Source organism: Oceanobacter sp. 3_MG-2023, from assembly GCF_030688925.1.
GTDB lineage: Bacteria > Pseudomonadota > Gammaproteobacteria > Pseudomonadales > Oceanobacteraceae > Oceanobacter.
The window spans coordinates 108,196-131,256 of sequence record NZ_JAUYVX010000001.1 but is presented as its reverse complement, the minus strand read 5'-3'; the positions used below and the strand labels follow the sequence as shown (position 1 = coordinate 131,256).

19 protein-coding genes are annotated in these 23,061 nt (G+C 53.9%); 10 read left to right on the top strand and 9 right to left on the bottom strand.

From position 1 onward, the window contains the following. Positions 1-48 precede the first annotated feature (48 nt). The gene (locus tag Q8W32_RS00600) at positions 49-669 is read left to right on the top strand and encodes an alpha-ketoglutarate-dependent dioxygenase AlkB (protein ID WP_305413212.1); all 621 of its coding nucleotides are present in this window, start codon (positions 49-51) and stop codon (positions 667-669) included. Between the two features lie 24 nt (positions 670-693). Here Q8W32_RS00600 and Q8W32_RS00595 read toward each other — a convergent pair whose 3' ends face one another. Further along, entirely contained in the window at positions 694-2,121 is a 1,428-nt protein-coding gene (locus Q8W32_RS00595; RefSeq protein ID WP_305413211.1) for a (Fe-S)-binding protein, read from the bottom strand. A gap of 325 nt (positions 2,122-2,446) precedes the next feature. On the opposite strand from Q8W32_RS00595, the gene Q8W32_RS00590 reads away from it, so the two are divergent. Beyond that, positions 2,447-3,076, top strand: a complete 630-nt coding sequence (locus Q8W32_RS00590) for a glutathione S-transferase family protein (protein WP_303434310.1) — start codon at positions 2,447-2,449, stop codon at positions 3,074-3,076. Positions 3,077-3,448: 372 nt separating this feature from the next. On the opposite strand, the gene Q8W32_RS00585 is transcribed toward Q8W32_RS00590, so the two are convergent. Beyond that, the gene (locus Q8W32_RS00585; RefSeq protein ID WP_303434311.1) at positions 3,449-3,919 is read right to left on the bottom strand and encodes a bacteriohemerythrin; all 471 of its coding nucleotides are present in this window, start codon (positions 3,917-3,919) and stop codon (positions 3,449-3,451) included. Between the two features lie 508 nt (positions 3,920-4,427). On the opposite strand from Q8W32_RS00585, the gene rlmF reads away from it, so the two are divergent. Then, positions 4,428-5,474, top strand: coding sequence for a 23S rRNA (adenine(1618)-N(6))-methyltransferase RlmF (gene rlmF / locus Q8W32_RS00580; protein ID WP_305413210.1), 1,047 nt, complete (start codon positions 4,428-4,430; stop codon positions 5,472-5,474). Positions 5,475-5,622: 148 nt separating this feature from the next. On the opposite strand, the gene Q8W32_RS00575 is transcribed toward rlmF, so the two are convergent. Beyond that, positions 5,623-6,105, bottom strand: coding sequence for an SRPBCC family protein (locus Q8W32_RS00575; RefSeq protein WP_305413209.1), 483 nt, complete (start codon positions 6,103-6,105; stop codon positions 5,623-5,625). Between the two features lie 203 nt (positions 6,106-6,308). Here Q8W32_RS00575 and yegD point away from each other — a divergent pair, with 203 nt between their 5' ends. After that, positions 6,309-7,685, top strand: coding sequence for a molecular chaperone (yegD, locus tag Q8W32_RS00570; RefSeq protein WP_305413208.1), 1,377 nt, complete (start codon positions 6,309-6,311; stop codon positions 7,683-7,685). Positions 7,686-7,709: 24 nt separating this feature from the next. On the opposite strand, the gene Q8W32_RS00565 is transcribed toward yegD, so the two are convergent. The 3 genes from Q8W32_RS00565 to gcvA all read right to left on the bottom strand — a co-directional run bounded on the left by Q8W32_RS00565 (position 7,710) and on the right by gcvA (position 11,716). Then, positions 7,710-9,125 carry a DUF3482 domain-containing protein gene (locus Q8W32_RS00565; RefSeq protein WP_305413207.1) on the bottom strand — a complete coding sequence of 472 codons (1,416 nt, stop codon included), beginning with the start codon at positions 9,123-9,125 and terminating at the stop codon, positions 7,710-7,712. Position 9,126: 1 nt separating this feature from the next. Then, positions 9,127-10,476, bottom strand: coding sequence for a DUF2868 domain-containing protein (locus Q8W32_RS00560; protein ID WP_305413206.1), 1,350 nt, complete (start codon positions 10,474-10,476; stop codon positions 9,127-9,129). A gap of 328 nt (positions 10,477-10,804) precedes the next feature. Then, positions 10,805-11,716 (bottom strand): transcriptional regulator GcvA, encoded by a 912-nt coding sequence (gene gcvA, locus Q8W32_RS00555; RefSeq protein WP_303434317.1) that lies wholly within the window; start codon positions 11,714-11,716, stop codon positions 10,805-10,807. Positions 11,717-11,839: 123 nt separating this feature from the next. Here gcvA and Q8W32_RS00550 point away from each other — a divergent pair, with 123 nt between their 5' ends. Continuing rightward, entirely contained in the window at positions 11,840-12,349 is a 510-nt protein-coding gene (locus Q8W32_RS00550) for a M48 family metallopeptidase (protein WP_303434318.1), read from the top strand. Positions 12,350-12,507: 158 nt separating this feature from the next. Here Q8W32_RS00550 and Q8W32_RS00545 read toward each other — a convergent pair whose 3' ends face one another. Beyond that, positions 12,508-12,744, bottom strand: a complete 237-nt coding sequence (locus Q8W32_RS00545; RefSeq protein ID WP_303434319.1) for a GrxA family glutaredoxin — start codon at positions 12,742-12,744, stop codon at positions 12,508-12,510. A gap of 362 nt (positions 12,745-13,106) precedes the next feature. Here Q8W32_RS00545 and Q8W32_RS00540 point away from each other — a divergent pair, with 362 nt between their 5' ends. Both Q8W32_RS00540 and Q8W32_RS00535 read left to right on the top strand, forming a co-directional pair. After that, positions 13,107-14,165: an efflux RND transporter periplasmic adaptor subunit gene (locus Q8W32_RS00540; RefSeq protein WP_303434320.1), complete on the top strand. Its 1,059-nt coding sequence runs from the start codon at positions 13,107-13,109 to the stop codon at positions 14,163-14,165. Next, positions 14,165-17,416 carry an efflux RND transporter permease subunit gene (locus Q8W32_RS00535; RefSeq protein ID WP_305413204.1) on the top strand — a complete coding sequence of 1,084 codons (3,252 nt, stop codon included), beginning with the start codon at positions 14,165-14,167 and terminating at the stop codon, positions 17,414-17,416. The genes Q8W32_RS00540 and Q8W32_RS00535 overlap by 1 nt, the downstream gene beginning before the upstream one ends. Before the next feature lie 227 nt (positions 17,417-17,643). Here the strand turns inward: Q8W32_RS00535 and Q8W32_RS00530 are convergent, their stop codons facing one another. Then, positions 17,644-18,018, bottom strand: coding sequence for a hypothetical protein (locus tag Q8W32_RS00530; RefSeq protein WP_305413203.1), 375 nt, complete (start codon positions 18,016-18,018; stop codon positions 17,644-17,646). A 130-nt stretch (positions 18,019-18,148) separates the two neighbouring features. On the opposite strand from Q8W32_RS00530, the gene Q8W32_RS00525 reads away from it, so the two are divergent. Then, complete coding sequence (locus Q8W32_RS00525) at positions 18,149-18,541, top strand: DOPA 4,5-dioxygenase family protein (protein ID WP_305413202.1); 393 nt, start codon at positions 18,149-18,151, stop codon at positions 18,539-18,541. A gap of 78 nt (positions 18,542-18,619) precedes the next feature. Here the strand turns inward: Q8W32_RS00525 and tmpT are convergent, their stop codons facing one another. Further along, positions 18,620-19,261 carry a thiopurine S-methyltransferase gene (gene tmpT / locus Q8W32_RS00520; protein ID WP_305413200.1) on the bottom strand — a complete coding sequence of 214 codons (642 nt, stop codon included), beginning with the start codon at positions 19,259-19,261 and terminating at the stop codon, positions 18,620-18,622. A gap of 388 nt (positions 19,262-19,649) precedes the next feature. Between tmpT and Q8W32_RS00515 the strand changes: the two genes are divergently transcribed. Next, entirely contained in the window at positions 19,650-21,332 is a 1,683-nt protein-coding gene (locus Q8W32_RS00515; protein WP_305413199.1) for a GMC family oxidoreductase, read from the top strand. After that, a complete protein-coding gene (locus Q8W32_RS00510; RefSeq protein ID WP_303434326.1) occupies positions 21,325-22,824 on the top strand; it encodes an aldehyde dehydrogenase family protein in 1,500 nt (499 codons plus the stop codon). The genes Q8W32_RS00515 and Q8W32_RS00510 overlap by 8 nt, the downstream gene beginning before the upstream one ends. Positions 22,825-23,061 lie beyond the last annotated feature (237 nt).

The window sequence follows — 23,061 nt, the reverse complement described above, 5'->3', positions numbered from 1 at the left end:
CACACCACACCACACCACACCACAAACCGTACAATGAGAAACGCCGTCGTGAGCCATGTTACCAAAACACCATCATCCAACACTGCTGAAAGCCTCACCGACGCTGGACTACATTATATTGGCTCCCTGATGACACCAGCAGAAGCCGATGCCTGGCAAGTCTGGCTTCTCAACAATATTACCTGGAGTGATGACGGCTACGAAGCATTTGGGCGGCGCTTCCCGATCCCGCGACGACAGGCCTGGTTTGCCGATGAGGGGATTTGTTATCGCTATTCTGATAATTTATTACCCACCCAACCGTGGCCAGAACCTTTGCAGCACCTGCGCCAGCAAGTGGAAACCCAGACCCGGCAGCGTTTTAACTCGGTACTGGCAACCCTGTATCGTTCAGGGTCAGACTCTGTTGGCTGGCATGCCGATGATGAACCGGAGCTGGGGCCAGCACCAGTGATTGCTTCCCTGTCGGTGGGCGCTACACGGATATTCCGCTTGCGGCCTAAAGTCGCACCAGAACAGCAACGAGCGGTTCCGATGCATAGTGGTGATCTCTGGCTGATGCAGCCGCAATGTCAGCAACACTGGGAGCACGCAGTGATCGCCGAACCTGGCGTACAACAGCCCCGTATCAACCTGACGTTTCGCTGGGTTACACCGCCATCGGCCTGACATCGATATTACCCGAAGCCGGCTTTATTCACGGCCGGCCGTCTCCACCAGACAATCCGCCAGCAGCTCCGCCAGATGCATGGGCCGGGCATCGCTGTGCTGGCGTATTTGCTGGCGACAGGAAAATCCATTCGCCAGGACCTGCCGGTCGCCCCGGTTACTCAGCGCGGGCAGCAAGCCTTGCTGTGCCATGGCCAGGCTGTGCTGCGCATGCTCGGCTTCCAGCCCAAAACTGCCAGCCATGCCGCAGCAGCTGGATTCGATAAAATCAAACGAATGCTCCGGAATCAGCTTCAGCACCCGCCGCACGGACTTCATCGCCCCAACGGCTTTCTGATGGCAGTGACCATGTACCAGCGTGCCGGAAACCGGACTCGACAACGGCAGATTCAAGCGCCCGGACTTGCTCTCACGCGCAATAAACTCTTCAAACAACAGACTGTGTTTGGCTGCTGTAACCGCGGCCTCCCCCAGCCCCAATGCCTGGGCGTCATCGCGCAAGCCCAGCACACAAGAGGCTTCCAGCCCCACAATACTGTAACCCTGCTCAACCAGCGGCAATATAGCCTGAATCAGCCGACTGGCCTCCGTCCGGGCCTGATCAATCATGCCCTGTGCCAACCAGGTACGACCACAACAATATGGTCGTGCATCCTGGCTGGAACCACTGGCATGAGCATCCGGCTGCAGCAACCGCACCTGATATCCACCCGCCTCCAGCACCGTAATGGCGGCCTCAACAATATGCGGCTCGTAATAACGCGTAAAGGTATCCACAAACATCGCAACTTTATGGCCATTAAGGTTGCCAGCAACCGCCGGACTGGCCAGTGCCTCAAGCCGCTTGGGGGAACGGACCGGCAGCTTCACCGCCGGGTTCAGACCCATCACAGGGTCCACCATCCGACGCAGCCAGCCACTGCGGTTACGCAGCTGTATCAAGGTATCCAGCCAGGGATGCTGATGCTGCCATTGCGGCAATGAAGCCATCAGACGGGAACGCCAACTGCGAGGCTGAAGGGCGTATTTTTGTGCCAGATATTCAGCCTTGATCAGCGGCATATCGACACTGCTTTCACACTCGCGCTTGCAGCCCTTGCAACTGACACACAGATCCATTGCCTGCTGCAATTCCGGGTCCAGCAACGGCGCTGAATCCTGACGCGTCGACAAGGCCGCCTTGAGCAGACGCACCCGGCCACCGGTAGCCAGATTCGGATCACCGCTGACCCGATAACTGGGGCACATCACCTGCTTGCCAGCGGCTTCGCACTGGCGACTATTGATACACGCGGCAATGGCCTTGGCGTAATGGCCGCCGTATTTGGGAATATCGGCATACGCGTCCCCCATCCCCGCATCACGGTAAGCAGACCAATCTAGCTGCAGTTCAAGATCCTGAGGGGCAGATTCCGGTGACAGGCACGCTGTAGAAGTCGAAGAATCCGTCATAAACAATACCAACCCGCGATAAATGTAAGCTGGTCAGAGTGCAATCTCCATTCCTACCGACGACTGGCCAAGCAGCCCCCTGTACATGCCATCACCACATGGATTCCTTGCGCTCCGGGTCGTTACATCCCCCGGAAGAAACGTGACAAAACCGGTCGCTGTTCCCGGCTTGTCGGCTTTGCGACAGCGCCAGCCAGCCCCCAATCGACCAGCCAGACCAACAGGCAAGAGCTCCCACCGGGTCCAGAGCAGAAAATGCCATCACGTACAGATTGGTTGTGTATTTGCAATATCAGCGTCTTCCCTGCCAATGAGGTAACGCCTGATGATGACGTTTTATATGACCCCCGGCTCCTGCTCGACAGGTATTCATATTCTGCTGGAAGAACTGGAACAGGTATTCAGTGCCACTGTTCTGAACCTGCCCGCGGGCGATGGACAAAAGCCGGAGTACCTGGCTATCAACCCGAAGGGCACCATTCCCACCCTGGTGCTTGATGACGGCACGGCGTTGACCGATTTTGTTGCCATTGCCTGGTGGCTGGCCCAGCGCTGGCCGAAAAAAGCCTTGTTACCAAGCGATCCGACGGCCCAGGCTGTTGCCCTCGACCGGCTCAATTATCTGGTCGGCACCCTGCATGGACACGGTTTTACCCGTATTTTTACTCCCGAGCGCTACCTGCTGCATGCGGATGATCGTGATGCCATCGAGCGCCAGGGCCGGACTCTGGTACAAAAAGGCTTCCACCAGGTTGCCCAATGGCTGGAAGCATCTCCCGGTGCATTACTGTATGAGCAGTTGTCAATTGTGGATGCCGCGCTGTTTTATAACGAGTTCTGGGCCAACCGTCTGGGTATGACATTACCCAGTGCCTGCCAAATTCATTACCAGGCAATGACGCAACGCCCAACGGTGCAACAAGTATTAATGGAAGAAGGATATCGACAGTTTTGACGGTTACGATTGTCAATATTGACTTTTCCAGCAACCACTGACCAATAAAAAACCGTATTATTCAGGAAATAAAACAATCATGTAACCATTGGAAACAAGTTACTTACCATAGGTAACAGAAAGAAACAGCGGCAAGCACAGCCAGAAAAAAGTCAGCGAAATAATTTTTAAATGACACCCATGACATATTGCACCACTTGGTGGCGCAATATGTCATTCAAAAAAATGCACCCAGCCACAAACAACCATTCAAAGCCAGCCTTGTTTTTATAGCTGTCAATAAAGCCATCGTTTGATTTTTTTTATTTTGATAACCAGATCACATTTTATTGTCGCTCATACTTTTAAATATCGTATTTTTTTTATTCTGCATCAAGCATGATGATCCACGGAACCAAACACTCGCTTCAGCGTTGCGCTGACCCAACTGCTTTCCTTGCGTAATGCCTTACGCACCAGAGACGCATAGTTCTGATCTTCTTCCTTGATGTGCTGCAGCAGCCAGCGCATCAGCCCTGTACGCATTTTCCGGGCGACATTCATCGGGTCTGTACCACCATGGAGCTGCTCTCTCAGCAACTCCATATGTTCACAAAACTTCTCATGTATCAGTAAGTGATCATCCAGCAACGGGTAGCCTGCCCGCGCCATCAACTGCTCCTCAAAGCTGAAGTGATCAACGGTATAATCTTTCAACCGATCCATCACGCTATAGACTTCACTAACGTCATTATGCTCGATCGCATGGTGCAAATCATTCACATAGTCTGCGATACGTCTATGCTGACTATCAATAATGTCAACACCAATATCATACGAAGCATTCCAGACAAAATAACTCACGACCATCTCCTTTAATCGCAGAAATACAATGGCTACTTCAACGCCAAACATCTGCATTCAAATAAGCACGTATAGAATTCAGACCAAACGGTCTCAACCAACAGGCCGGTGATTGTAGCCGCGAAATATGAAAAAAAATAATGACATAAATCACATCATATAACATATAACATATAACCAATTAGTTATATGAAAATTATAAAACCTTGGTTTTTTAATTATCGACAATCGGACAATCTAAAAAATCAGAAATGTAATATCAAAACAAAGATGACAATATGATTAATATTTAATTTTTTACAACCAACACCCTTGGATCTATTTTCTTTTTTATAAAAACTCCGCAATACCCAATGGGGAATAATTGAGTGTTCCCTGCCACCAATGATCTTTATACTGCAGGCGACCTTTCGTTTTGCCTTGCAGTGGCCACAGCCCGGTTACTGATTCCGGACACTGCATTCATACGATCAGCCACCGTCTCAACCACCACCCCACCAGAGTCATCATGTCCCGAAAGTCGTTTCCCCGCTCATCCAGCCACAAACCATCTGCCACCCCAGCGGCAAACAAGGCAGCGGCATTACATCCGCGCAATCGCCACCAGCAGCGTTATGACTTTGACGCATTGACGGCCACCAGCCCTGAGTTAGCCGCTTTTATTCGGCTCACCCCAAGTGGCAATCATTCCATCGACTTTACCGACCCGGTGGCCATCAAGGCATTAAACCGGGCCTTGTTACAAAACTGGTACCAAATCAATGACTGGGATATTCCCGACGGCTACCTCTGCCCTCCCATCCCTGGACGCGCAGACTATATCCATAATCTGGCCGACCTGTTGGCAGCCGCCAATGGTGGCAAAATACCGGCGGGCAAGCGTATTCAGGCCATGGACATTGGCTGTGGTGCCAACTGCATTTATCCGCTGATCGGCCAGAGCGAATATGGCTGGCGCTTTATTGCCGCAGATATCGACCCGGTCTCCCTGGCATCCGCCGAACGTGTGCTGACCGCCAACCCGTTACAACAGGCCGTCATTAGCCTGCGCCAGCAACCCGACAAGGACTGTTATTTCACTCACGTGCTACAGCACAATGAATTTCTCGACCTGACCCTGTGTAACCCGCCGTTCCATGAGTCGCCAGAGCAGATGTCGCGTGGCAACCAGCGTAAATGGAAAAACCTGGGCAAATGGGACACCCCTCAAGAAAGCCACAGCTCAGAGTCCACTCCCAAAAACCAGCCGCTCAACTTCGGTGGTCAAAATAATGAATTATGGTGTGAAGGTGGCGAAGTCCACTTTATCAGTCAGATGATGCGGGAAAGCCAACAGTACGCCAGCCAGGTGTACTGGTTTACGTCACTGGTATCACGACAGGCAGCGCTACCGGCGCTGAAAAAGGTCTTGCGAGAGATCGGTGTGGTGCAGCAGCAAACAATTACCATGACGCAAGGTCAAAAAAGCAGTCGTTTTATTGCCTGGAGTTTTCTCAACGCAGAACAACAGACAATCTGGCGGCAAATGCGTTGGCAAAATACAACGCGCCGTTAGCCTTCAGTACTGGTGGGAGAGCGCTGACGGAAGAGAACACAAGAACAAGACGAATAGAATAAACACAGACAGCTGACAAAGAGCCGGTGTATCACCCCGGCTCTTGCCCTGATTTCCTGAGAACAAGAAAAACCCATGAATCTCTTTGTTAATACATCCGTTGTAGCTGATCCAGCCCACCCCGATAAACGCCACTGATCACGGCTTCGGCTTCCGGTCGGGACATACCCTTGGCATCAAAGGTCGATTGCCAGGTGACTTTCGACTGACTGTCACCCATCGACGTGACACGGATGGTCGCGTTATACGCTTCGACCGGTAATGGCCCGGAGAGGATACGATAGCTGTAATTCATGCCGTTGTTGTCGCGGCTGGTCTCTTCTTCAACAATTTCCGCACCGTCCTGCAAGGTCAGATAACGTCGATCCGATACCTGCTTGCTGAGTTTTACCGCCGGATGCCAGCGGTTCAAATCATTAAACTCCCCCACCAATGCCCAGACTTCTGCCGCAGGGGCATTCACCTTGACGGATTCAGTCACCGACGCCTGTCCGTCCATGCTGTCCATATGAGCACAAGATGCGGTTAATGCTGAACCACAGATCACCAGGGTAGAAAGTGTTTTGTTCATAAATATAGGCCTACGTTTTTTGTTATTGGCCTGTCATAGCATGCGCAGTCATACGCCGGTCAAACATACTGCTTTGTATGGAGTCTTGACCTCCTTAAGCAGGGTATCTGTTCGCCATTGTTTTCTTACCCCTCCCTGCTTGACCCCGCAAACCGCTGTGCTAATGTGCGCGGCTTTTCGCTGTCCGGCTCACGAGGAATTCCATGATTTGCGGCTTCGACTACGGTACTTCCAACTGCGCCATGGGCGTCAAATCACAGGATGCCGTGCAACTGCTGGCCGTTGATGGCGACCAATGCTTTATGCCGTCGGCGCTGTACACCCTCGGCCGGGAATTGATCTGTGAGCAGGTCGGACTGGCCATGACCGAAGGACCGCAACGGGATGATTTCATCAAAACCCGGCGGGGGCCATTACAACTGGCCCAGCGGGCGCGGCGTGAGCTGGACCTGGGGCCAGCCTCCGAAGACACTGATGCCGTTATGCAGGTCGGCCAGCAAGCCTTTGCACACTATTTTGCCGATCCGGAAGAAGGCTACTTCGTCAAATCGCCCAAATCCTACCTGGGTGCCAGCGGCCTGCGACCGGAGTTTGTGCATTTTTTTGAAGACATCGTGACCGCCATGATGCAAACGGTGAAGCAGCGGGCCGAGTTATCCCTTGGCCAGACCCTGACTCATACGGTAATCGGGCGACCGGTCAACTTCCAGGGCGTCAATGCCGAACACAGCAACCGCCAGGCGCTGGATATCCTCAGTATTGCGGCCAAACGCAGCGGCTTTCAGTCCGTCGAGTTTCTTTATGAGCCGATTGCCGCCGGGCTAAGCTTTGAGCGTCATCTCACCGGCAACCAGACGGTGTTGGTGGTGGATATCGGTGGTGGTACCAGTGACTGCGCCATGGTGAGAATGGGCCCGGATCACCGCGACCGCGACGACCGCAGCGCCGACTTTCTGGGCCACACCGGTGAACGCATCGGGGGAAATGATCTCGATATCACGCTGGCGGGCAGACAGCTGATGCCGCTGTTTGGCATGAACGCCAGCCTTAAAAGCGGCAAACCCATGCCCACCAAAACCTTTCTCGATGCCGTCTGTACCAATGATGTCGGTGCGTTGTCGCGCTTCAGCAGCCTGGAAACCACCCTCCACTTGCAGCAACTGCAACGGGACTGCCTGCAACCAGAGCTGATCAGCCGCCTGTTACATTTGCAAACCAACAAGCAGAACCAGCAGCTGGTACGCTGTGCTGAAAACGCCAAGATTGCCCTGTCCGATACCGACAGCACCCGCGTAGCGCTGGATTTTGTCGAAGCCGGGCTGGACACCCAGGTCTCCAGAAGCGGACTGGAAAATGCGATCCAGCGCCCGCTGCAACGTATCAGTGAACTGATGGCTGAAGCCGTCGCCCAGGCCGGTGTGCAGCCAGACCAGGTATTTATCACCGGTGGCAGTGCCCGCTCACCAATCATTCGTCAGGCGGTGGCGCGCACCCTGGGGGATATTCCATTGCTGGACGGTGATCATTTTGGCAGCGTGGTCTCCGGCCTGACCGAATGGGCACAGCGGATATATCGCTGATATGCGCTCAGAAGCCTGTTCCGATTAACCGGGCTTGCCAGTCGGACTGTCCCCTGGCACCGGCTGGCTCAGCTGCAAAACCCAGTCACGCAGTTGCACCAGCTCTTTATCGTTCAGCCCCTTGGCGGCTTTTTGCAAGCTGCGGGTAAGCTGCACCTGCTCCAGTTTCGGCAACCGCTCCAGGCGCTCAGTCAACCCGGTCGAGGCCAGCTCTGCCACGGTACGGTCAGCATGTGTCCGTCGCAGCATCAGCTCCAGAAAATCCACCGCCCGCCCCAGCAAGACAAACACAAACGTCAGATCCCGCACTGGCCCGGCGGTCAGGGTTTTGCCCGCAACCGGCACACCTTTGATGTTCAGTTTTTCCGGTTTCCAGGTTGCTGCCAATGAGGCCAGCCCGGACAACAGTCCGCCCGCCAGTGCTCCGGCCATCAACGAACTGCCACCCACCCCGGCATCCAGCACCGCACCCGCCGCCGCTCCGGCAGAGGCCGCCAGCGCAACGATTTTCTGCCGATCCAGACCGTAAAGATACCAGTGACTGTTATCAAACAGATCCGGGTAATCAGCGCTTAACAACTGCGCTTGCACTCGCATATTGGAATGGGCAAACAAGGACTGTAGCTGGCGCTGCATACTGAATTCCATATCGCGCAAGTGGCGCTGATACTGGCTTTTCAACTGGGTCTCCAAGGCAGATTTGGCAAAATCGGCCGGGACCCGAACATCACTGACATGACTGATCATCTGCACCATATGCTCAGCCACAATCATCGCTCCCTGACTGGCCAGACGGTCAAAATAACGCGTCAGTGCCGCCATGGTGGCTTCGATTGCAGGTCGCCAGGGTTCGTGTAATTCAGCAAAGGCCGACAGCACCGCAAACTGCTTTTGGCGATCCGCGGTCATGGGATCAAACACCCGCACCACACTGAAATACTGGCTCAGGGCGTTTTGCCATTCTTCCACATGTGCAGCACCGCCAATCGGATTGATCAGTGCCATGCGAGGCTGCCCGGTCCACTGCAAAATGGTCATTTCGGCTTCAAATTCCGGGCTGTAAGGCAAGGATCCATCAACCACATAGATAATGCCGGCACCATCCAGAATAGGCTGCAGCAGCTCGATTTCATCCTGAAACCGGCTGCTCGCTGCATGCCGTTGTTCGGTCACAAAATCCTGTACCGTCTGTTTGCGTTCAGCGGCATTGGGAGCCCGTTGCTGCAACCAGGACAATACTTGTCGTGGACGCTGAAACCCCGGCGTATCAATCAGCCGATAATGACTGACACCATCAACACACAACTCAAACGCTTGTGCTGTTGTCGTGGTACCGGAAATTTCCGATATCCGGATTGCATCCTGACGCGTCAAGGTCGCGACGATGCTTGATTTACCCTTGTTCGGATGACCAACGACCGCAAATCCTGGCATCGTCATGCTAATACCCCTTTTTTAACGGAATCTGGTGACGGCTGGCAAAATACTGCCAGGATTTAAGCAGGGTCTGGTAGCGTTCATCCTCGACCTCAGAGGACACCAGCACCAGCACAACCTGGGTATTGTTGTGCTGCAATAACTCGATACAGTCTGCCAGTTCACCGGTGGGTGTCTGCGCCGGATCCACCACCAGCAGTACCGGACGCGGCCGCTTGCTGTCGGCAGAGGCCAGCCACTGTTCGTCTTCCAGCCAATCACCACTGCCCAGGTTTTTGACCACCGGCCAGTCGGTATCTGGCTGCTGCCAACTGATCAGATCGGCTGGCGTAGTGCTGATATCAATCTCGTCTGGCAGCACCAATGCTGCGTCTGATACCAGGGGTTCGTGGCTTTGCCGATGCTGCTGTGCCAGTACAAATTGCTCAACATCGGCGCTATTGGCAATGCTCCAGCGCAGCTGCCGGATAAAACGCCAGCGTAACAACAGCGCCAGCGCAACCCGAGGCAAGATACCGTACGCCATGATCGCCATCACCAGTGTTGGCCACCAGCCACTCTGGCGGCTTCCCATACCGGCACCGGCCCCCATCACATCCTGGGCACTGAAACGACTCTGACTGATCAGCTCAAGACCCGGTGATGCCACTAACCAGTGCCAGGGCCAGCTGACAACCGCCATCATGTGTACCATGGTGCGATTGTCACTGATCAGTGTCGACGACCAGCCAAATTGATAATCCTGAAAGGTCGCCAGTGCAAAAAAGGCCAGCAAGGCAGCGACTGAAAAAACCAATCCCAGCCACTGGGTTTGCCAAAGCATCCAGGGGAACAACACCTTCTGATACGGCAAAAAATGCGTCAGCCGCAGCTTGTTGGCCAACGCCAGCAACAAGGGATGGGCACTGGCCAGGCGAGCGGGTTCACGCGCTGGTGCCAACACCGTCATATAGGCGCTGCTCAGGGTAAACAGCAAGGGCAAGAAAGCGAACAGCAGCAGAGGTACCCAGATATTCACCGGCTGCTGGCTGGCGTAGTTCAACACCCCCGCCATACTGGCAAAACCGACCACCGCAATAACCAGCCCCAACAGCAACAATACCCAGCGGGCGGGGGTTGTCAGCCCGTCGTCGCTGCCCTGCTGCAAGGCTTGTTGTTCCCAACGGCGCAAATAATCCACTGGCGACAGGGTATTGCTGGCATCACCACTGGCGGTGTCGGACGCTGTTAATGACAGTGGTTTTTGCGCCACGAACAAACGGAAGTCCAGCCAGCGACACATGGCGGTGGTGGCCCCGTCCTTGAAAAAAAACTGCACAACCTGGTTTGACGATACTGATAACGCTGAAGACATAGAATCCTGAATTTCCGCAACAAAAACCGTTACGCCCAGCCGTCAATGGCCGACCGCAGATTAAAAGATGGGCCAGTATACGTGGCGAATCGCTCCGAGGGCATATTCGCAGTCATGGGTATAATGGGTTGAAGGCTGACAGCCAGGTGTTTAGCAACAAGATCTTAAAACAAGATCTTAAAACAAGATCTTAAAACAAGATCTTGAATAGGCAGCACCGTGGCGGCAGTCGAACTTCGCATCATATGGCCAACACAATGCACTCCAGCACTCCAGCGAGCCACATTGCCGATTAATGCGTACCCGGGCCGTCCGTCGTCATTATCGATCAGAACCCCGTTGAAACCGAGTCACCGGACTCTGCCATGGCACTCATCATCCACTCCTTGAAAGCCTTCATCCCGGTGGTCAAGGGCCGGTTTTTGCGGTACACCAAGTAAAACGCCTTATTGGTATCCAGCTGGATATTAAACGGAATCATCAGGCGGCCAGAGGCAATTTCACGGGAAGTCAGCGTACTGTCGGCCAAGGCCACGCCCAGGTTCTCCTGCGCCGCTGCCGTCGCCAGCTGACTGCTCGACAGCTGCAAGCTGCCCTTCGGCACCAGATTGTCGACCCCGGCCTGATGCATCCAGTTTTCCCATTCCCACTTGCGCTTGCTGACGTAAATCAGCGTATGACGACGCAAGTCACTGGGTTTTTCCAACGGGTATTTGCCGGACAGCAGCGCCGGGCTACACACCGGCACCAGCATGACCTTGCAGAGAAAATGGGTTTCAATATCGTCCCACTCGCCATTACCGTAATAAATGGCGATATCCGTACTGACACGATTAAAATCAATCAGCCCCTGCGAGGCGTTGATTTGCAACTCAATATCCGGATACAACTCCTGAAACTGCGACATATGCGGCATCAGCCAGCGCGTCAGAAAATTGGGCGCCACACTGATCTGCACCACATTGCTTTCGTGGCCATTGGTCAGCCGCTGGGTAGCAACCTCGATTTCATCCAGCGCGTGTTTGATGCCATTCAGATACTGCTCTCCAGCGGAGGTCAGTGCCACCTTGCGCTTGTTGCGACTGAACAGCTGTACTCCCAGATATTCTTCAAGTGTCTTGATTTGATGGCTGACCGCCGAAGCCGTCACAGCCAACTCATCGGAGGCAGCAACAAAGCTGGATTTTCGGGCCGATGCTTCAAAGACACGCAAGGCATTCAAGGGAGGCAGGCGACGCATGAACAATCCTGAAAGATGAATTTATTTCAGCATCATGTCGCTAGCCTGACGGTTTTTCAACCACCTTGGTCTCTCTGTTACAATCCCGCCTCGACTTACTCCCTCACCGACCCTGGCTGCTTTATGACCTCCCACTCGTTACGTTATCTGTCGGCCTACTCGGCCGATCTGCAGCACCAGGCCAGCCAGCTGCTGCAGGCAAACAAACTGGGCGACTTGCTCAAACACCGTTACCCTCAAGCACACACCCTGGCGTCGGCCGGATTACTGTATGACTACGCGCAGGATCTCAAGCACCGCTATATGCGTAAATCACCCCCGATCAGCAAGGTGATTTACGACGACAAGATCCACGTAGTGGAACACGCTCTGGGGCTACATACCTTTGTCAGCCGGGTACAGGGCGGCAAGCTGAAGGCCAAGCACGAAATCCGTATTTCGACCCTGTTTCGCAACACCCCTGAAGCCTTCCTGCGCATGATCATCGTCCATGAACTGGCTCACCTGCGCGAAAAAGCCCACAACAAGGCGTTCTACCAACTTTGTCAGCATATGGAGCCAGACTATTTCCAGCTTGAGCTGGATGTCCGGTTATACCTGTGTCAGCGCGACCAATACGGTGATTTATGGTGACTGCTGCCGGATTCTGATGGCTTCACATCGCGCATGCGGCTCTGCCTTGAAGTCTTCCGGCCACAAAAAAGCCCGGTCATCCAGACCAGGCCTTTTTGTGGTGTTCCAGGGTGCCAGAACTCAGGGGGCATGATACCCGCAATCTATCGACTTACCATTTACTTGGCGTTGATCAAGGCCGCAAATTCAGTATAGCCGCCGACGTGTTCAGTGCCGATAAAGATTTGGGGCACGGTATCCACCGGTTTGCCAACGGTCTTTTCCAGGTCAGCCTTGCTGATACCTTCAACATTGATATCAATGTATTTAAAGTCCAGCTCTTTGATTTCACACAATTCTTTGGCACGCCGACAGTAGCCACAACCTTCTCGACCAAAAATAGTGACACGTTTCATAAACAGCTTCTCCGCAGTAAGGGGCATGACCGCCACTCTGATTTACTCTCTGGAGTGCGATTCAGGGCTAGGCCATAGTGGGTAAGTATTCTCATAGCTTATATCGATAGCTCAACCTCTGTTAAATCAATATTTACTATAAAGGCTATAGCCTGCCGCCCAGACCGCTGCCACCCAGGCAGCAGTCAGGACTTTCTCGCACAGAAGCCAGGAGAGCAATAAAATGAAGCTCATCCGGTCGCGTCTGGTTATTGCATTTCATATATTAGTATATTCTAATACAGGAATATAAATAATCTGGAATTCACACCAGTCTGTGAGTCCTGCCAGTAAACCCAGCCAGTAAATAAAGGATGCTCCTTATGCTGCCTTCTCGTTTGATGTTGAGCCTTGGCCTGTCTATCCTGCTCACCCTGCCGACCCATGCGCTGGAGACACGTACGTTACAAACCAGCCGCATCCCGGTGTTTTACGATTTTGAAGCCTCGTTGGAAGCGGTTAACGAAAGTACCATTTCCGCACAAACCAGCGGCTCGATTCTGGCCGTCCATGTGGATGTAAACGACCAGGTCAAAAAAGGGGCGTTGCTTATCGAAATCGACAACACCCAGCAAAAAGCCCAGCTCGCCCAAGCCCAGGCTGAACTGGCAAAGGCAGAAGCCCAGAATGAAGACGCCCAGATCCTACTCAAACGTAACCAGCAACTACTGAAGCAACGGTCTATTTCCCAAGGCCAGTACGACAGCGCCTCCGCCCAGGCCAAAAGCGCCGCGGCGGCAGTTGCAGCAGCCAACGCCAATGTCCGTCAGGCCCGCACCCAATTGTCCTACACCCGTGTTACCGCCCCCTACTCCGGCATCGTCAAAGCCCGTATGGTACAAGTGGGTGAGCTGGTCAGCCCCGGGCAACCCATGATGACTGGTCTGGCATTACAACCACTGCGAGCGGTCACCAATTTACCTCAGCGTATCGCCCGTTATTTCCGTAGCCGTCAAGCCGAAAGCAGTGTTGAGGTTCTGGTCGATGATCAGCAGATCCATATCAACGCCGACAAAATCACCCTTTACCCCTACGCCGATGACCAGCATCACAGTCTGCGTCTACGGGCCGAACTCCCTTCAGAAGGCGCCGCCAGCCGGTATCCCGGAATGTGGGCACAAGTGAGGGTACCAGTGGGAGAACGGGAAGGCCTGATGATTCCACAAGATGCCGTCGTCAGACATTCCGAAGTCACCTCGGTGTACGTTATGAAGGACCAGCAACTGTCCATGCGTCAGGTACGGCTGGGCAACAACAGCAACGGTGAGACTGAAGTTCTGGCAGGACTCAGTGCCGGTGACACCATTGCCATTGATGGCTACGCAGCACTGGCAATGATTGCCCAACAGGCTGAAGCCTCCTCCAACCACGCTGGAGAATAATGACCATGTCTGCAGACACCACTCCATTGGGAATTTCCGGTAAAACCGCCCACGCTTTCCAGAATTCAGCCATTACGCCATTACTGGCGCTGGTTGGCCTGCTGCTCGGTTTTTTTGCGGTGATGATCACCCCGAAAGAAGAAGAGCCGCAAATCGACGTTACCTTCGCCAACGTTTTTATCAGCTACCCGGGTGCCAGTGCCCGCGAAGTCGAGCAACTCGTCGCCATCCCCGCTGAGCAAGTCTTGTCTGAGATTCAGGATGTCGATGATATTTTCTCCATCAGCCAACCAGGCCAGGCCATACTGACCGTTGCCTTCAAGGTTGGTGTTCCGCGAGAAACGGCCATCATCAACCTCTATAACAAAGTCCACAGCAACAATGACTGGTTTCCGCAAAACCTGGGAATCAGCCAACCCATTATCAAACCGATGGGGATTGATGATGTCCCGATCATGGCAATCACCTTATCTTCTGACGACCCTCTGGTCTCTGCTGCCGAGTTAACCAAGATCGCCCATACCCTGGAAACCGAACTCAAGCGCATCCCGGGCACCCGTGACATCTACAGCATCGGTGGCCACTCCGATGTGGTGCTGGTCAAGCTGGACCCTGCTCGCATGAATGGCTACAACCTCGCCTTTGACGACGTTCGTAATACCCTGATGAGCGCCAATGCCGGTGGTCAACGCCTGCCTCTGGTACAAAACAACGAAGTGATTCAAATCCAGGCCGGAGCATTTTTGCAGCACAGTACCGACCTCGGACAGTTGATTGTTGGCAAAACCGAGACCGGGCTGGTCTATCTCGCCGATATCGCCGACATTCACCAGGGTGCCGACGTTCCGGAACAATTTGTCATGCATCGCGACCTCGGCAACACTCACAGTCAGGTAGCCGTTACCATTGCGATTGCCAAACAGCCCGGCACCAATGCGGTCGACATCACCCAATCCGTCGAACAACGCCTGATCGACCTCAAACAGCGCGTTATTCCCGACAATATCAACGCCGATATCACCCGTGACTATGGCATCACAGCCAAAGACAAATCCGACAAGCTGATCGCCAAACTCCTGTTTGCAACCACTGCCGTGGTGGTTCTGGTATTGGCAACCATGGGCTGGCGCGAGGCCATCATTGTTGGTGGTGCTATTTTTATCACTCTGGCCATCACGCTGTTTGCCAGCTGGGTATGGGGCTTTACGCTCAACCGGGTATCCCTGTTCGCGCTGATTTTCTCCATCGGTATTCTGGTGGACGACGCCATTGTGGTGGTCGAAAACATCCATCGACACCTGCATCTGGGCGGCAAAAAACTGCTGGACGTAATCCCGATTGCGGTCGACGAAGTCGGTGGGCCAACCATTCTCGCCACCTTTACTGTGATCGCGGCTCTTATGCCCATGGCGTTTGTAACCGGCCTGATGGGGCCTTATATGAGCCCAATCCCGATCAACGCCTCAACCGGTATGCTGATTTCCCTGGTGGTGGCGTTTGTGGTTACACCCTGGTTATCCTACAAACTGCTCAAACGCCACTTACCCGACAGCACATCGGCTGATGAAGCCCCTGCCGATTCAAAGCTGCAGCGGTTTTTCCATGCCCTGATGTCACCCTTCCTGCAAGGCTCTGGCGCAGTCAAAAAACGTATTCTGTTATTTGTGGGGATTACCGGCCTGATTGTTGTCGCCGTTGCCTTGCCCGCCACAGAACTGGTGGTCTTGAAAATGCTGCCATTCGACAACAAGTCAGAATTCCAGGTTGTCGTCGATATGCCTGAAGGCACCCCGGTTGAAGAAACCCTGATGGTTCTCGATGCCCTCGCCGATGAATTAATGACCGTGGAAGAAATCCGCGATGTACAACTGTATGCCGGTACCGCAGCCCCCATTAACTTCAACGGACTGATACGCCAGTATTACTTGCGCAGCTTGCCTAACCAGGGCGATATCCAGGTTAATCTGGTCGACAAGCACCATCGCGACCGTAAAAGCCATGACATTGCCCTGTCCGTACGAGAACCGCTGCAAGTCATTGGCGAGCGCCTGAACGCCAACGTCAAAATCATCGAAGTACCACCTGGCCCACCCGTGATGGCACCGATTGTGGCGGAAGTCTATGGCCCGGAATACAGCCGCCAGATCGAAGCCGCCAAGGCCTTGCGTGGCCAGTTTGAAACCACGGCCGATATCGTCGATGTCGATGACTACATTGAAGCCGACCAACAACAGTGGATCATTCGTATCGATCGCCAGCGCGCCGCCATGCTGGGAGTCGCACAAGCCAGCATCGTCCAGGCCATCAACACCGCATTGGGTGGCGAGGATGTCAGCTATTTACACACCCACACTGAAGAAGGAGATCTCTCCAGTGCCAACAGCAAATACCCGCTCCCCATTCGTCTTGAACTGAACGAAGGCGACAAGGTGGGCCTGAACCAGCTGTTGGTGATGAAAGTGAAAGCCGCCGATGGCAGCCTGGTTTCACTGGCTGACCTGGTCAGCATTCGTAAAACCATCGCCGACAAAACCATCTACCATAAAAACCTGCAACCGGTCGTTTTTGTCACTGCTGATATGGCCGGAGAACTCGACAGCCCGCTGTACGGCCTGTTTGGTATCTCGTTTGGCATGGAAGACGCCGGACTCAACTGGCAACAATGGTTTATTCAGCAACCACCGCTGACTGACGATATCAGCATGAAATGGGACGGCGAGTGGCAAATCACTTACGAAACCTTCCGCGATATGGGGATTGCCTATGGTGTCGGCATGATCCTGATTTACCTGCTGGTGGTCGGTCAGTTCCGCAGCTACCTGGTGCCGTTGATTATTATGGCTCCGATTCCACTGACAGTGATTGGTGTTATGCCGGGTCACGCCCTGTTTGGTGCCCAGTTCACCGCCACCTCCATGATCGGCATGATCGCCCTGGCAGGGATTATCGTGCGGAACTCCATCTTGCTGGTCGACTTTATCAATCAGCAACTAGAAGAAGGAATGCGCTTTGAAGAAGCCGTTGTAACTGCCGCAGCCGTGCGCTCCCGGCCGATTGTACTGACCGCTGTCGCAGCCATGATCGGGGCATTCTTTATTCTGGATGACCCGATCTTTAACGGCCTGGCGATCTCACTGATCTTCGGCATCATGGTCTCTACCCTGTTGACGCTGATCGTAATCCCGCTGCTGTATTTCTCGCTGATGCCTAAGAACCTGGGCGAAAAACTGCGGGGAGAAATGGCAGGCTGAGATCAGCCCACCGGCAAATAATGCAACCCGACAATCAGCCCCTCATCTGAGGGGCTGATTTATGTTCAGCAGAACCTCATGTCTCCTGATCCACCCAGCTGACCACCGGTGTATTGTCATTTCGCTGCATTCGTCGCCTTGCCCTGAACAACGGCAACACTCGCGCAGAGCCGTGCAGGATTAAATATATGCCCCCTTCAGGGCAATTTACATTTACCCAAGCCGCCTTATTTACTCTTCCAGATCTGCGCCACTGCCCGGTCACTGCCCAAAAAGCCGACAATCAGGCACACAATGCTAACGGTGAAAAAAACGATTCCTGGCAACAAACCACCCCAGATTGCCGCCTTGATGGCAACGTATAACGAACCGCTGGAAATCACCAGAAACAGGCAGCCAACGGCCAGCAGAATTTTACGAAAGGAAGGTTTATAGGCGTATTCACCGGTTCCTTTTTCAAACAGATTCAGAAGCGGGGCAAACAGTTTTCGTAATTGGGTTTTCATAAACGCGATGGCGCCCTGTGTCAGATAATCGGTGGCAAAGCCGGTGCGGTAAGGTTTCAGGCTACTCCGCTCACGAGACCAGCCAAGACTGACCATCGTTTGACCCGACCAAAAAGCGCTACAATATCAACCTTTACCGCCATAAACCAACACGGCACCCGGCTGCACTTGCCCAAGGTGTCTTTTCTTAATGCCCGTTGTCCGGGCTGTACAACAGGAATTCGACGTGACTCACTGGATCGATACTCGCCATATCAAGGGCTGGCATGCCCATGTCTATTTTGATGCCGCAACCCAAGGGCAAGCCCGCGAGCTGTGCCAGGCTCTGACGGAAGCATTGCCGGGTATCCAGCAGGGTCGCATGCATGAAAAAGCCGTTGGCCCACACCCGGACTGGAGCTGCCAGCTGGCTTTTGGCCATGATCTGATTGCCGATGTCCTTGGCTTTTTGAGCCTGAACCGCCAGGGCCTGACGGTGTTTATTCACCCGATTACCGGACAAGACCTGATCGATCACCGGGACAGGGCTATCTGGATGGGCGCAATACGCCCGCTCAAGCTGGAAAACTTGCCGGATTTTGGGGTTGTCTATGACCTGTTATCCGACTCCCCTGCCTGAGCCTAGCCCTCCTGCACTCTCTATGTAATGTAGCCAGAGCCAGTGCCAGTTTATAGCCAGTGGTCAGAACACCGCGGATCAAGACAGGGGCTGTAATATCCACACAGACTCTGTTGCACTCAGCCGGTTTTTCATAACGCCGTCAATCTCTTCGGTTTCCAGCAACAGCAGTCGATAATCCTGGTCGTAATGCTGATGCAGTTCTGCACGAGGCACAGAGAATGGCGGGCCTTTTCTTTTTTCCTGATCGTATTCGTAGCTCACCAGTAACTGCCTGGCCGTATCCGTCAACTGACGCAGGTGCTCACTGTAACGCTGGCGCAACGCCGGCGGTAACGCCACCAGTGCTGCGCGGTCATAGATGGCATCCACCTCACCCAGTACGTCGGCACTGAGGTCAAAGATATCCCCCACAAAAATATCCAGGCCATCGGCCTGATACTGCAACAAAGGCCCGATCTGACGAATCTCTGGCGTCACTCCCAGCTCTGCAAACAAGGCCTGAATCGCGCTTTCGTTTAACTCGGCACCGGCAACCTGCACGCCCTGCCCCAGCAGCCAGCCAATATCCAGTGTTTTGCCACACAAAGGCAGAAATACCCGCTGCTCTTCCTTTAGTGCCAACCGCTCGTAGTATTTGACCAGCACCGGGTTGGTCTCATTTTGGTGGAAACCAATTTCGCCGCGCTCCCATTTTGCATGCCAGAAACTTGCGTCCATTGTCTTACTCCAGAACTGATATATCGCATTGCCCGCCATCATACACGGTGGCGTGGAATTTCAGAGCGCCGGAACAGCAGGCCGAACACGTCCCGACCCTGGTCATAGCGCCTTCCACAATAACGACGTTCAAACCAGGTACGTCAAATGCCTGATACACCACTCGCACCACTCACGCCACTCACGCCCAATACCTGCGACATCGATTCCCGCCAATCTCAGCCAATGCCGGTTAATGCCGGTTAATGCCGTCGCCATGACACAAACCAGCGCATACACGGCACTGGGTGCCAAGAACCGCAACAGCCCAACAGCGTTTAATCAATGCAGCCATGAAGAAACCACCTGGTCTCTTCATAAGAATCATCAGCAAATGATCGAGGGACTCATGTCTGCTACTGAATACGACTACATCATCGCCGGAGCCGGATCGGCCGGTTGCATACTGGCCACCCGACTGATTGAAGCTGGCCAAAGCGTACTGCTGCTGGAAGCCGGTGAAAAAGACGACAGCATGTTTCATAAAATTCCAGCCACTGTGGTGAAAGTTTTCCAGCAAAAATCATGGCCTTACATGACCTTGCCGCAAGAGCATTGCGACAATCGGCAAATGTTAATCGCCCAGGGTAAAGTACTGGGTGGAGGCAGCTCGGTGAATGGCATGATCTACATTCGCGGCCAGCATCAGGACTACGATGACTGGGCAACCCAGTGGGGTTGCACCGGCTGGGGCTACACCGATGTACTGCCCTACTTCCGCAAAGGCGAAGCCAACGAAAGTCTGGGTGACCGGTATCATGGCGAAACCGGCCCGGTGCATATTGGCGAAAACCGCTACCGTCATCCGCTGACCCAGGCCTGTATCCGTGCTTGCGAACAAATGGGCCTGCCGTATACCAACGATTTTAACGGCGCATCCCAGGAAGGCACCGGTTTTTACCAGACCAACATCAAGAATGGCGAGCGCCAAAGCACCTCACAAACCTACCTGAAAAGCGTCAAGGACAACCCGCGGCTCAAGGTCGAAACCCACGCACTGGTCCACAAGGTTAACCTGACCAACAGCGTGATTGGCAACCGCGCCAGCGGTGTGATCTACTCAATCAAGGGTGGCGCGGCACAAACAGCAAATGCCAAAAAAGAAGTGATTATCAGCGCCGGTGCGTTTGGCAGCCCTAAAATCCTGATGCTCTCTGGCATTGGCCCCAACGAAAACCTCAGCAAGGTCGGTATCAAAACCGAGGTGGAATTGCCGGTTGGCAAGAACTTCCACGACCACCAGCACATGTCGATCAATGCCACCACCAAAGATCCGATTTCTATCTATGAAGAAGACAAGGGGCCTTCTGCCATCAAGCACATGCTGCAGTGGCTCTGGACCCGCTCTGGCTTGATGACGTCCAACATTCTGGAAGGTGGCGCGTTTATCGACTCCGAAGGCGTAGGTCGCCCGGATGTGCAATTCCACTTTTTGCCACTGCTCGACAACTTCGATAACACACCCGGAGAAAAACCAGAAGCCGAAGCCCATGGTGTCTCTATCAAGGTGGGTCATCTGCGCTCCAAATCCCGGGGCGAAGTACGCCTTGCCAGCAGTAACCCCAGTGATCTGGTCGAGATTGACGCCCAGGTGTTATCGCACCCGGACGATCTGAAAAACCAGGTTCGCGCCGTCAAGGTCGCACTAAAAGCCATGGAACAACCGGCACTCAAGCGCCTGATCAAACGCGTGATCGAACCCGACAACATTGCCATTGACGACGACAAGGGGCTTGAAAACTTTGTCCGCAAAAACATCAAGACGGTCTATCACCCAGGGGGTACCTGCAAGCTGGGCACCAACCCGCAAGACGCCGTTGTCGATCTGGAACTGCGTGTTCACGGCGTTCCCAACTTACGTGTGATCGATATGTCGATTTGCCCGCAAGTGCCCAGCGGCAACACCAACGCCGTTGCCATGATGATCGGTGAACGTGGTGCCGATCTGATTCTGAACCCCGGCCAGATCCTTGCCACGACCACCAGCCAGCTCACTACTCCAAGTACAAAAAAGGAACCCGCCCATGTCTGATATTCAACTGCTGCCAGAAACCCTCGCCTTTCTGGAACGTCAACACGGACAGTTCATCGATGGTAGCGCCGTGGCGCCTGCCGCCGGTACAGAAGTCATTGATATTACCAACCCGGCAACCGAGCAGGTTATTGGCCAGGTCACCAGCGCCTCGACCGACCAGCTGAACCAGGCGGTCGACAATGCCAAGGCCTGTTTCAAAAGCACCTGGGCCAACTTCAATCCCTACGCTCGCGGCCAGCTATTGAACAAACTGGCTGATCTGATCGAAGCCAATGCCGAACAGATTGCGCAGCTGGAAACCTTGTCCAGTGGTAAATCAATCAACCTGTCACGGATGTTTGAAGCCCAGCAAAGCGCCATTTTCCTGCGTTATTACGCTGGCTGGACCACCAAAATCACTGGCGACACGCTACAACCTTCGTTCCCGTCCATGGCCGGAGAGCAGTACAGCGCCTTTACCCGACGCGAACCCATCGGAGTGGTAGCCGCCATTGTGCCGTGGAACTTCCCGCTGATGATTGCCGTCTGGAAACTCGGCGCGGCGCTGGCCTGTGGTTGCACCGTGGTGTTGAAACCCAGTGAATTTACGCCACTCACCTGTCTGCGTCTGGCCGAACTGGCCAAAGAAGCGGGCTTGCCGGATGGCACGCTGAACGTGATTAATGGCAAAGGGGATGTTGGTGCGCAGCTGATCCAACACCCGGATATCGCCAAGGTGTCCTTTACCGGTTCGGTACCAACGGGCAAAAAAGTGAATCTGACAGCAGCAGCCGACCTGACCCGTTGCACCCTGGAACTGGGGGGCAAAAACACCGCCGCGCTATTAAAAGATGCGGATATCGACCGTGCAGTCGGTGGTTTGCTGCAAACCGGCTACATTCACCAGGGCCAGGTTTGTGCTGCGCCAGAACGTGTGTACGTCCACGCCTCGCGACTGGATGAACTGACCGCCAAACTCGGTGGCGCACTCAGTGCGGCACCGATGGGATCACCCCTGGATGAACAAGTGGTTTTTGGCCCGATTTCCAACAAGCCACAATATGAAAAAGTGTGTCATTACCTCGACATCGCCAACCAGGAAAGCCGCATTCTGACCGGTGGCAAGGCGGTACCAGGGCCGGTCAATGGCAAGGGGTATTTTGTTCAGCCCACCATCGTGCAAGTCAATAGCGCCAACGACACCCTGATGCAGGAAGAAACCTTCGGGCCTATCCTCAGCTTTATGGCGTATGAAGAAGAAGATGAACTGATCAGTCTGATCAACAACACCCCTTACGGCCTCGGCACCAGCTTGTGGACCAACAATCTGTCGGCCACCATGCGTATGATTCCACAAATTGAGTCCGGCACTGTCTGGGTCAATCTGCATACCATGGTGGACCCTGCGGTGCCTTTTGGTGGCGTCAAACACTCCGGTATTGGCCGTGAATTTGGCAGTGCGTTTATCGATGAGTACACAGAAACCAAATCGGTCATTATGGCGTATTAAGCTCTGATCCCGGTGTTGGTCTCTCCCATGACTCCCTGTCAGGCGCAGATGAGACCAACACCGGCCTGCGCGCCCATACCGTCCATGCTTATACCTTCCGCGCCATATCTGCCCCCTGATCCATCCTCCCGGCTTGCCGGACAGCTGCCTGCAGAAGTCGCTGTTTTCATTTCCTGTAGCCACTGTCTCGGGTTTTGAGCAGACTGGTTCAATTCTTGCTTTTTTAATTGAATATTC

Excerpts from the sequence above, each read along its gene's own strand:
- gcvA (WP_303434317.1), bottom strand. The coding sequence starts at position 11,716 with ATGCGTCGCCTGCCTCCCTTGAATGCCTTGCGTGTCTTTGAAGCATCG.
- rlmF (WP_305413210.1), top strand. The coding sequence starts at position 4,428 with ATGTCCCGAAAGTCGTTTCCCCGCTCATCCAGCCACAAACCATCTGCC.
- Q8W32_RS00540 (WP_303434320.1), top strand. The coding sequence starts at position 13,107 with ATGCTGCCTTCTCGTTTGATGTTGAGCCTTGGCCTGTCTATCCTGCTC.
- Q8W32_RS00595 (WP_305413211.1), bottom strand. The coding sequence starts at position 2,121 with ATGACGGATTCTTCGACTTCTACAGCGTGCCTGTCACCGGAATCTGCC.
- Q8W32_RS00530 (WP_305413203.1), bottom strand. The coding sequence starts at position 18,018 with ATGGTCAGTCTTGGCTGGTCTCGTGAGCGGAGTAGCCTGAAACCTTAC.
- Q8W32_RS00550 (WP_303434318.1), top strand. The coding sequence starts at position 11,840 with ATGACCTCCCACTCGTTACGTTATCTGTCGGCCTACTCGGCCGATCTG.
- Q8W32_RS00515 (WP_305413199.1), top strand. The coding sequence starts at position 19,650 with ATGTCTGCTACTGAATACGACTACATCATCGCCGGAGCCGGATCGGCC.
- Q8W32_RS00510 (WP_303434326.1), top strand. The coding sequence starts at position 21,325 with ATGTCTGATATTCAACTGCTGCCAGAAACCCTCGCCTTTCTGGAACGT.
- Q8W32_RS00590 (WP_303434310.1), top strand. The coding sequence starts at position 2,447 with ATGATGACGTTTTATATGACCCCCGGCTCCTGCTCGACAGGTATTCAT.
- Q8W32_RS00560 (WP_305413206.1), bottom strand. The coding sequence starts at position 10,476 with ATGTCTTCAGCGTTATCAGTATCGTCAAACCAGGTTGTGCAGTTTTTT.
- Q8W32_RS00535 (WP_305413204.1), top strand. The coding sequence starts at position 14,165 with ATGACCATGTCTGCAGACACCACTCCATTGGGAATTTCCGGTAAAACC.
- Q8W32_RS00545 (WP_303434319.1), bottom strand. The coding sequence starts at position 12,744 with ATGAAACGTGTCACTATTTTTGGTCGAGAAGGTTGTGGCTACTGTCGG.
- Q8W32_RS00575 (WP_305413209.1), bottom strand. The coding sequence starts at position 6,105 with ATGAACAAAACACTTTCTACCCTGGTGATCTGTGGTTCAGCATTAACC.
- yegD (WP_305413208.1), top strand. The coding sequence starts at position 6,309 with ATGATTTGCGGCTTCGACTACGGTACTTCCAACTGCGCCATGGGCGTC.
- Q8W32_RS00565 (WP_305413207.1), bottom strand. The coding sequence starts at position 9,125 with ATGACGATGCCAGGATTTGCGGTCGTTGGTCATCCGAACAAGGGTAAA.
- tmpT (WP_305413200.1), bottom strand. The coding sequence starts at position 19,261 with ATGGACGCAAGTTTCTGGCATGCAAAATGGGAGCGCGGCGAAATTGGT.